At 29.1% G+C, this 9,946-nt stretch carries 10 protein-coding genes; 8 read left to right on the forward strand and 2 right to left on the reverse strand.

Annotation, left to right across the window (positions count from 1 at the left end):
- The 8 genes from AMN83_RS04720 to AMN83_RS04755 all read left to right on the forward strand — a co-directional run.
- The coding region (locus AMN83_RS04720; RefSeq protein WP_143323645.1) for an ABC transporter permease subunit at window positions 1–360 on the forward strand (360 nt) is incomplete at its 5' end.
- 9 nt (window positions 361–369) lie between these two features.
- Window positions 370–975, forward strand: a complete 606-nt coding sequence (locus AMN83_RS04725; protein WP_075504519.1) for a LysE/ArgO family amino acid transporter — start codon at window positions 370–372, stop codon at window positions 973–975.
- Window positions 972–1,724 (forward strand): alpha/beta fold hydrolase, encoded by a 753-nt coding sequence (locus tag AMN83_RS04730; RefSeq protein ID WP_075504520.1) that lies wholly within the window; start codon window positions 972–974, stop codon window positions 1,722–1,724. The genes AMN83_RS04725 and AMN83_RS04730 overlap by 4 nt, the downstream gene beginning before the upstream one ends.
- Window positions 1,725–1,749: 25 nt before the next feature.
- A complete protein-coding gene (locus AMN83_RS04735; protein ID WP_075504521.1) occupies window positions 1,750–2,805 on the forward strand; it encodes an ABC transporter ATP-binding protein in 1,056 nt (351 codons plus the stop codon).
- A 161-nt stretch (window positions 2,806–2,966) separates the two neighbouring features.
- Window positions 2,967–4,280 (forward strand): ABC transporter substrate-binding protein, encoded by a 1,314-nt coding sequence (locus tag AMN83_RS04740; RefSeq protein ID WP_075504527.1) that lies wholly within the window; start codon window positions 2,967–2,969, stop codon window positions 4,278–4,280.
- A 47-nt stretch (window positions 4,281–4,327) separates the two neighbouring features.
- Window positions 4,328–5,587 carry a carbohydrate ABC transporter permease gene (locus tag AMN83_RS04745; RefSeq protein WP_075504522.1) on the forward strand — a complete coding sequence of 420 codons (1,260 nt, stop codon included), beginning with the start codon at window positions 4,328–4,330 and terminating at the stop codon, window positions 5,585–5,587.
- Window positions 5,577–6,770, forward strand: coding sequence for a carbohydrate ABC transporter permease (locus AMN83_RS04750; RefSeq protein ID WP_075504523.1), 1,194 nt, complete (start codon window positions 5,577–5,579; stop codon window positions 6,768–6,770). Before AMN83_RS04745 ends, AMN83_RS04750 begins: the two co-directional genes overlap by 11 nt.
- On the forward strand, window positions 6,770–8,032 hold the full coding sequence (locus AMN83_RS04755) for an MGH1-like glycoside hydrolase domain-containing protein (protein ID WP_075504524.1): 1,263 nt from the start codon (window positions 6,770–6,772) through the stop codon (window positions 8,030–8,032). The genes AMN83_RS04750 and AMN83_RS04755 overlap by 1 nt, the downstream gene beginning before the upstream one ends.
- Here AMN83_RS04755 and AMN83_RS04760 read toward each other — a convergent pair.
- Both AMN83_RS04760 and hisD read right to left on the reverse strand, forming a co-directional pair.
- Entirely contained in the window at window positions 8,029–8,394 is a 366-nt protein-coding gene (locus AMN83_RS04760; protein WP_075504525.1) for a rhodanese-like domain-containing protein, read from the reverse strand. The two genes, AMN83_RS04755 and AMN83_RS04760, sit on opposite strands and share 4 nt — an antisense overlap.
- 18 nt (window positions 8,395–8,412) lie before the next feature.
- Entirely contained in the window at window positions 8,413–9,699 is a 1,287-nt protein-coding gene (gene hisD, locus AMN83_RS04765; protein ID WP_075504526.1) for a histidinol dehydrogenase, read from the reverse strand.
- Window positions 9,700–9,946 lie beyond the last annotated feature (247 nt).

The raw sequence follows: 9,946 nt of genomic DNA on the forward strand, positions 1-9,946 counted from the left end.
ATTATTACAATGATTTTTGGAGGAACCCCTGTGGTTAGATTAACAGTTCTTGGATTAAGAGGTGTGCCAGAAACAATTAGAGAAGCTGCGATAGCTTATGGTGCATCTAAATGGTATCTATTAAGAAAAGTAGATTTACCATTAGCAACACCGTCTATATTGGCAGGTGTAAACCAAACAGTAATGTTAAGTTTAGCAATGGTAGTAGTTGCATCTCTAATCGGTGCAAAAGGATTAGGACAAGATGTTTTAGAAGCACTTCAATATGCTAATGTTGGACAAGGAATTTTAGCAGGTGTTGCAATTTTATTTGTTGCGTTAATTCTTGATAGAGTTGTTCAGGGTAAGAAAAGAGTTTAATTTGTCTTAATGGAATATGCTTTATTAGGATTTTTTATAGGATTAAGTTTAATTTTAGCTATTGGTGCTCAAAATATTTTTGTTATTGAACAAGGTTTAAAAAAACAACATGTATTTCTTGTCTGTTTAATATGCTCAATATCTGACTTAATTTTAATATTTTTAGGTATCTTTCTTTTTCATTATTTTAATCAACTTTTTAATCAAACAGTTGAATTAATATTAAATATACTTCTTATATTATTTTTATTGCACTTCATTTACTCAAAAATAAAAACTCATTATTCAGATATAAATTTTAGTAATGATCTAACAAATATTTCAAAAATAAATATATTTATAAAAACTCTTGGATTTACTTACCTAAATCCGCATGTTTATTCAGACACAGTTTTTTTTCTTGGGAATTTTTCTAAAAATTATTTGTTAAATCAAAAAATAGCTTTTGGGATAGGTGCAGCTATAGCTTCATTTTTATTTTTTTTTGCTTTAGGTTATTTGTCAAACTATTTATCTAAATATGCTAAAAGTAAAAAAGTTTGGAGAATTATTAACATATTTATTATAACTTTTATGAGTATTTTGGTTTTATATATAATTAAGGAAATACTATGAATGATATTTATGTAGACGATTTAGGAAAAGGTTTTCCATTTGTTTTTGTACATGGATATCTTGGTTCGTCTGAAATGTGGTGTTTTCAAAAAAACTATTTCTCAAAATATTATAGGGTTATAGCACCTGCTTTACCTGGATTTGGTGAAAGTTATAATGCAAAATCTTTAAACTCTATTAATGATATGGCAAAAAAAATAATAGAAATACTTAATCAAAAAAAAATTGATAAATTTAATTTAATTGGTCATTCCATGGGAGGAATGATTGTTCAAGAAATAACAAAAATTGTTGGTGAGAGAGTAAATAAATTGATTTGTTTTGCTACAGGATCAATAGGAGATATTCCTGGAAGATTTGAAACAATGGATGAAACAAGAGAAAAATTAAAAAAAGATGGAACAAAAGTTTCATTTTCAAGAGTTCCACCAAAATGGTTTGTGAAAGGTGATAAAGATAAGAATTATTTTTTATGTGAAAATGCTGTGAGTAATGTTTCTGTAGAAACAGCTGATAATGCTCTGGTTGCTATGAAAAATTGGAGAGGAATTGATAATTTAAAAAATATCAAAAATGAAACTTTAATTATTTGGGGAGATAAAGATATATCTTATAATTTTGATCAGGTTGATACATTGAATAAAAATATTAAAAATAGCCGTTTAGAAATCTTTAAAGGATGTTGTCACAATGTTCATTTAGAACAACCGGATAAATTTAATATTTTAATAAAAAATTTTTTAGATTAATATTCTTGAAAAGATAGAGAATTAAATGGCAAGCATAAAATTTACTGGTGTACATAAATCTTTTGGTACTAATAAGATAATTAAAGATTTTAATCTGCAAGGTAAGGAAGATGAATTTCTTGTTTTGGTAGGACCATCAGGATGTGGAAAATCAACTCTTCTTAGGATGATTGCAGGATTAGAAAAAATAGATGAAGGCGAAATATTTATTAATGATCAAAAAATTAATGAACTTCATCCTTCAAAACGTCAAACTGCGATGGTTTTTCAATCTTACGCCCTTTATCCACATATGAATGTATATGAAAATATGTCTTTTGGTTTAAAAATTGAAAAAAGACCAAAGGAAGAAATTAATACAAAAGTAATGCAGGCTGCAAAAATTCTAAAAATTGAAGAACTACTAGAGAGAAAACCAAAACAATTATCTGGAGGTCAAAGACAAAGAGTGGCGATAGGAAGAGCCATTACAAGAAACCCAAAAATATTTTTGTTTGATGAACCTTTATCTAATCTTGATGCAGCATTGAGAGCAGAAATGAGAGTTGAAATATCTAAATTACATAATCAAATTAAAACAAATATGATTTATGTAACTCATGACCAAGTAGAAGCTATGACACTAGCAGACCGAATAGTTATTTTAAATCAAGGTAATATTGAGCAGGTTGGCACTCCTGAGGAAATTTATAATGATCCAGCAAATATTTTTGTTGCACAATTTATAGGCACACCCAAAATGAATATTTTAGAAGTAAACGAGGAAAATGTTGTTTCAGAAAACACAATTAAATTGTTAGGTAATGAAATTCAATTTAATAATTTAAAATTAAAAAAATCAAAACATTTTGTGGGTATTAGACCCGAACATTTAAAAGCAATTCAGAATACAAAATTTACTTTTAATCCTGAAATAGAATTAATTGAAAATCTTGGTAATGAAAAAATTGTATATATGAAAAAAGATGAACACCAATTAAGTGCGAAAATTCCAAGCAATGTTGAAATAGGAAGTTCCATAGGTTTTGATCTAAATGACATTTTTATTTTTGATGAAAATGGAAAAAGAGTAAAATCATAACACAACCTATAATTGACTAATTTCAAATTTTTCCTATTTTTTGAGTAATTAACATGTATCAATCACATACCTGATATGTGTCAGTCTTGTCTTTGCTAAATAGAATCATTTTAATATAGTTTTAAATATTAATAGGAGGGGAAATGAAAAATATAATAAAGATGTTTTGCGTAATTTCGATTTTTATTTCGAATATTGTTTACGCAGACATAAAGTTTTGGACTACAGAAGTTCAGCCTGCCCGAATGGCTAAGCAAGAGGAAATGGCAAAAGCTTTTGAAGCTAAAACAGGTATTAAAGTAGATGTGATCCCAGTAGAAGAAAAAGATTTGGGAACTAGAGCTACAGCTGCTGCGGCAGCAGGTGACTTACCAGATGTGATCTATCATACTTTGCAATATGTATTACCATGGGCTGAAGCAGGAATTTTAGATGTCGATGCTAATAATGATGTTGTTAAAAAATTAGGTAAAGATACATTTGCACCAGGTGCACTTAACATGGCAAAAAAAGGTTCAAAAATTGCAGCTGTTCCAGTTGATGGATGGACACAAATGGTTGTTTATAGAAAAGACCTTTTTGAAAATGCAGATTTAGCACCACCAACAAGCTATGCAAACATTGTAGCTGCTGTTGAGAAGCTATCAAAACAAAACGGAATGTTTGGTTTTGTTGCTGCAACTAAAACTGATGAAAATTTCATGAGTCAAGTTTTAGAGCACGTTCTTTTAGCAAATGGGGTTAATATTGTTAAAAAGGGTGGTATCAAGAAACAAGGTAAAAAACTAAAAGAAGCATTAGAGTTTTATAAAGTAATTGCAAAAGCAAGTCCTCCAGGTGAATTGTACTGGAAACAATCTAGAGCATTGTACTTTGCAGGAAAAACTCCAATGATTATTTGGTCTCCATTTATTATGGATGAGCTTGCAGGTTTAAGAGACTCGGCTCCACCAACAATTAACAGTGATCCAACATCACCTGAACTAGCTTCTAAAACTGGTTTCATTACTAATTTTAGTGGTCCTAGTAATAAAAAAGGTGCTGCATGGGCAGATGTTAGGTATTTTGGTATTACAGCTGATGCAGATACAGATGAAGCTAAACAATTTATCATGTACTCAATGGATGAAGGTTACACAAGCACATTATCGATAGCTCCAGAAGGAAAATTTCCTGTAAGAAGAGGAAATTCAAGTGACCCTGAGGCTTTCACAAAAGCTTGGAGTAAACTACCTGTTGGAGTTGATAGAAAAGCTCCATTGTCAGATCTATATGACCCAGATGTTATTAATAACATTGTAGCTGGTTTAGATACTGCAAATAGATGGGGTGTTAAAGAAGGTGAACTATCAAGAGCATCAAAAGTCATAAATTCTCAATTTATAAATAGAATCACTAGACTTTATATCGATGATCAAATTGATGTCGATGAAGCTGTTGACATGATTAACAAATCATTAGCTAAATTCAAATAATTTAAATTTTTTAAAAAAGCGGATAATATAAATTATCCGCTTTTTTTATGAATGATACTTTAGCAAATACAGAAAAAAAAACTGCATATATATTAACTCTACCTGCAGTCCTTTTAGTTTTTTCAATAATTTTATTTCCAATTTTTGCAAATATTTGGATTAGTTTTAAAGAAGTTGAATTAAAAGATATTAGAATTCCAGAACCAAGAGCAAAAAAAATTGTAAAATCCATTTCTGATGAGCCCTCTAAAATAAAAATATTATATAAGTTAAGAAACAGTTCATTAATTCAAGAGATAAGAGATGTTTCATTTCAAGATAATTTTCCAAAAACTTTTGAAATAGAAAATTTAGATCCAAGATGTTCTTATAAAAAGCAAAACCTAAAATGTGAATTTGGAAATTGGCCAGCTAAATATAGGGAAAATTTTCAGGTAGTATTTAAAACAAATGATGGATCAAAAATAGACAAAAAAAATCTTAAATCAATTAAACCAAAATTAGAGGGAAAATCTGACAACATATTACTTAATACTAACTTTACTCTCAAAAACTTTAAAAAGGTTTTATTCGAAAATGAATTTGTAGACTTATTACTTACAACTTTTTATTACACATTTTTTGGAACTGTTGGCTCAATAATATTTGGTATTTTAACTGCTCAAATGGTTAATCAAAAATTTTATGGACGAACATTCATGAGAAGTGTTCTACTTTTCCCTTATGTTGCTCCAGTTGTAGCTTTAGCTTATACCTGGGAACTTTTACTAGATCCGAATAGTGGTACGTTAAATAGTTTACTATTAAATTATCAAATTATTGAAACCCCAATAAATCTCCTTGGACAAAAATATATTGAAATTAGTATTTTAGGTTTTGATTTTAAGTTAAGGCTAGCACTTACAACAGTTATAATGTTTGAAATCTGGAGATATTTTCCTTTAGCTTTTTTATTTATTCTTGCGAGACTTCAAGCTATTCCAAAAGAATTATATGAGGCCGCTGATGTTGATGGAGCAAGTCCTTTTCAAAAATTTTTCAACATTACACTTCCACAAATTACTGCAGTAATTTCGATATTATTCATGATTAGGTTTATATGGAATTTTAATAAATTTGAGGACGTCTTTTTATTAACGGGAGGCGCATCAGGAACTAGAACCTTACCAATAAATGTTTATCAACAAGGTTTTGCAATATCAGATATTGGAATGGGCTCAGCGGTTTCAATTGTAATAGTTGTATTACTTTTAATGTTTATGTTTTTTTATTTTAAACTTTTAGGAAAGAGAGTAGATGAGAACTAAAAATACAATATTATTTTCATTGATATCTACTTTTTTCTTAATTTTTTTAATTTCGATTTGGAAGATATTAGCAACATTGCAAGGTTTAAGTATTAATAGTTTTAATATAGAAATAATTTTTATATTTGGTTTTTTAATATCATTAGCTCATTTAGGAATAGGTGATAGAATTAAATCAATTTATAAATCAATCATTTTTTCTTCCATATTCGTTTTTTGTGATGGTTACTTAATACAAAAATTACCAATTTGGTATAATGTGGGCGTATTTTTAATAGTATATTTTTTCACCAATAGAATTAGCAAATATACTTTTATAGGTTTAAAAGAAGAGCACTCTACACAAGTAATTTTATTCGACTTCTTAACTTTATTTGGAATTTTATTTTTCTCTTTTGTAATACTTTTTCCATTTTATATGATGTTAGTAACAAGTTTTAAAACTCAAATAGCTTTGTTAGTGAATCCTTTAGATTTTAGTATCAATTTCGGACAAGATATAAAAGATTTATTTAAATCTTATTTTGTAATTTTTAAATCTTATAAATTTGGAAAATATATAGTGACAAGCACCATTGTTTCTGTTGGTACCGTTATTATCACTCTTCTTTTTGCAATACCTGCTGCTTATGCAGTTGCAAGATTAAATTTCTTTGGAAAAACATTTTTGTCTACATCTATTCTTATAATATACATGTTCCCTGCAATCGTTCTTGTTATTCCTTTGTATACAATATTTAGTCAATTGGGTTTACGTAATTCAATAGAAGGTTTATTGATTGTCTATACAGCAACAACACTTCCGGTGGCTATTTATATGTTACAAGGATACTTTAAAAGTATACCAAAAGAATTAGAAGAAGCTGCAATTTTAGACAAGTTGAGTTGGTTTGGAATTATAACTAAAATTATAATTCCCTTAAGTATTCCAGCGATTTCATCCGTTGCCTTGTATGTTTTTATGATTGCTTGGAATGAGTTTTTATTTTCTTTGATGTTTTTGGACAATCCTAATTCATTTACATTATCAAGGGCTATCCAATATTTAAGTGGAGATGCAGAAACGCCAAGACAATATTTAATGGCAGGTTCAGTGGTAGTTACATTACCAGTATTATTTATATTTGTTTATTTTGAAAAATATTTAGTAAGTGGTCTGACTGCAGGAAGTGTGAAAGGTTAATGAGAAATTTAATTAATAAGGCTCAAAAGACCTTACTGGGTAACAGAAGAAAAGGGTATACCTTACCTACAAATAATAAGCTTTACCCTGCACAATGGAATTGGGACTCTGGCTTTATAGCTCTAGGATATTCTTACTTTAACTTAAATTTTGCATTAAAAGAAATAAACACCTTATTAGAGGGACAATGGAAGGATGGAATGGTTCCACATATCTTATTTCATAACACTAAAACAAACTATTATCCAAATTATACTGCATGGAATTGTGGTCATAAAATTCACTCATCTGGAATAACTCAACCACCAATACTTGCAACAATTTTAAAAGAAATTCTAAATAAAAATAAAATTAATAAAACTCAACTTTTAAATATAAAAAAAATAATTAAAAAAATTAAAAAATTTCATGAGTGGTTCATTCAATTTAGAGACCCAAAAAAAACTGGTTTAGTATCGATTTTACATCCTTGGGAGAGTGGATACGATAATTCTCCTTTATGGGATGAACCTATGAATAAAGTAAAAATTGAGAAAAATATAAAATATAAAAGAGCTGATAATAAAGTTGTAAATCCAGATTATAGACCGCTTAATATTGATTACGATAGGTATGTTACAATAAAAAATAATTTAAGAAAAATTAAATATAATCCAAAAAGAGTTTTTAAATCTTCATTTTTTAATGTTGTAGATGTCGGTTTTAATTCTATATTTTTAAAAGCAAATAAAGACTTAGTTTTATTGTTAGACACATTTAGTTTAAACAAAACTAAAATAGAAAATTATATTAAAATTACAGAAAAAAATTTCCTTAAGTTATATGACAAAAAAAAAGAAATTTTTTTTTCAAAGGATTTAAAAAATAATAAAAAGATCTATGTTCCATCAATAACCAATTATTTTGTATTATTTGCCGATCTGAATAATGATAAAATTAATAAAAAACTAATCAAAAACCTTAAAAAACATAATTTAAAAGAAAAATATTTTTTTTCATCAATTAAACCAAATCATAAAAGTTTTGAAGAGAAAAGATACTGGCGAGGCCCTGTATGGATTAATTGTAACTGGTTTATTTACAAAGGTTTAAAAAATAAGGACAAGTTTTTTTCTGATAAAATAAAAAACAAAACTATCCAAATATTAGAAAAAAAAGGTTTTTTTGAATATTTTAGTTGTAAAAATGGAGAGCCAATGGGTGCAAAAAATTTTTCTTGGTCAGCAGCTCTTTATTTAGATATGATATTAAATAAAAATTAATCTTTTAATTTTTCCCATTCTGACATTCCACCAGAAATATTTTTAACATTTTTAACCCCCATATCTTTCATAGTTTTTGTAGCAAGGGTACCTTGACCACCTAAACCACAAAAAACTACAAATTCTTTATCTGGATTATTTTTAAAGATATCGTTTTCCAAAGGGCTTCCTTCAGCTAAATAAAATTCAAGCAATCCTCTGTCCATGTGTATAGCATTTCCTATTGTACCCTTAGAAAAGCTTTCTTTATCTCTAACATCTATAAATTGCACGTTTGAGTCGTTTAACTTTTTTTTCGCTTCTCCAGCAGTGATATTTTCGATTTCACTCCCTACACTCATTAGCTCGTCAAATTTTTTCATATTATATCCTTTGTATTATTAGTTTTGGTAACCATATTTTCTTAGTCTTACATCTCCAGTTCTTGCATGTGCTTCCATACCTTCGTATCTTGAAAGTCTTGCAGCTGCAGCACCAACCAATTCTGTAGACTCTTTAGTCATTCTTTGGAAACTTAGTGTTTTGATAAATTTTCCTACAAATAAACCACCTGTGTATCTTCCAGCTCCTTTTGTAGGTAAAATATGATTTGTTCCTGAACATTTATCTCCATAAGCAACAGTTGTTTCTTCACCAACAAATAAAGAACCATAATTTTTTAATCTGTTGTGGAACCAATCTAAATTCTTTGTTTGTACCTCTAAGTGCTCAGGTGCATATTCATCACTAATTTTAGCCATCTCTTCGTCGGTATCACATAGAACTACTTCACCATAATCTCTCCAAGCTGCCTCAGCATTTGTTCTTGGTAATTCTGGTAATTCAGCAATTAATTCTGGAACTCTTTTCATTACTTTTTCTGCTAGGTCTTTACTTGTTGTATATAACCAAGCAGGTGAATTATAGCCATGCTCAGCTTGACCAACTAAATCTACAGCTACTATTTCTGGATCAGCGGTTTCATCAGCAATTATTGCAATTTCAGTTGGACCTGCAAATAAATCTATTCCAACTTTACCAAACAAAATTCTTTTTGCTTCAGCAACAAATTGATTACCTGGACCTACCAAAATATCAGCAGGTGCATTTCCAAATAAACCATTTGTCATAGCTGCAATTGCTTGTACTCCTCCTAAGTTCATTATTACATCAGCACCACAAAGGTCAGCTGTATAAACTATGGTAGGATGGACCCCAATACCTGGTTTTGGTGAGCTACATACAAGAATATTTTTAACACCAGCAACTTTTGCAGTCGTTACACTCATAACAGCAGAAGCAATATGAGCATATCTACCTGCAGGAACATAACATCCAGCGGTGTTTACAGGAATTAATCTTTGACCAGCAAACAAACCTTCTGAAAGCTCAACTTCAAAATCTTGTCCATAATTTTTTAATTGTGCTTCTGCAAATTTTCTAACTCTTTCATGAGAAAACTGAACATCATCTTTAGTTTTTTGATCTAAGCTTTTTTTTATTTCTTCAATTTTTTCTTTGGAAACAATTACATCACCCTCAAATTTATCAAATTTTTTTGAAAGCTCTTTACAACCTTCCTCTTTTGTTTTTTCAATATCTTTTAAAATATTTTCAACTATTTCTCTTGTTTTGGTGTCATCTGTTGAAGATGTTTTTGGTGATTTTTTTAAATATTGTATTGCCATTATTGCTTCCTTTTTTTTTGAGCCTCTTTAATAGAGTATAAAAGCTACGAATTCAATAGATTTGCTTAACTTAGAATTAATCTAATGCAACAACGGCAGCTGCAATAGAAGCTAACCGTGCCTGAGCTTCATCAGATCTGCTAGTTATAACCACAGGAACTTTCCCACCAACTACAACCCCTGCGGCACATGCACCACTAAAATAGATAAGCATTTTTACCAAAGCATTTCCAGTTTCTACATTAGG

It is taken from the genome of Candidatus Pelagibacter communis (assembly GCF_001180025.1).
Taxonomy (GTDB): Bacteria; Pseudomonadota; Alphaproteobacteria; order Pelagibacterales; family Pelagibacteraceae; genus Pelagibacter; species Pelagibacter ubique_A.

Coding starts and splice junctions, on each gene's coding strand:
- AMN83_RS04725 (WP_075504519.1), top strand. CDS start 370: ATGGAATATGCTTTATTAGGATTTTTTATAGGATTAAGTTTAATTTTA.
- AMN83_RS04730 (WP_075504520.1), top strand. CDS start 972: ATGAATGATATTTATGTAGACGATTTAGGAAAAGGTTTTCCATTTGTT.
- AMN83_RS04735 (WP_075504521.1), top strand. CDS start 1,750: ATGGCAAGCATAAAATTTACTGGTGTACATAAATCTTTTGGTACTAAT.
- AMN83_RS04740 (WP_075504527.1), top strand. CDS start 2,967: ATGTTTTGCGTAATTTCGATTTTTATTTCGAATATTGTTTACGCAGAC.
- AMN83_RS04745 (WP_075504522.1), top strand. CDS start 4,328: ATGAATGATACTTTAGCAAATACAGAAAAAAAAACTGCATATATATTA.
- AMN83_RS04750 (WP_075504523.1), top strand. CDS start 5,577: ATGAGAACTAAAAATACAATATTATTTTCATTGATATCTACTTTTTTC.
- AMN83_RS04755 (WP_075504524.1), top strand. CDS start 6,770: ATGAGAAATTTAATTAATAAGGCTCAAAAGACCTTACTGGGTAACAGA.
- AMN83_RS04760 (WP_075504525.1), bottom strand. CDS start 8,394: ATGAAAAAATTTGACGAGCTAATGAGTGTAGGGAGTGAAATCGAAAAT.
- hisD (WP_075504526.1), bottom strand. CDS start 9,699: ATGGCAATACAATATTTAAAAAAATCACCAAAAACATCTTCAACAGAT.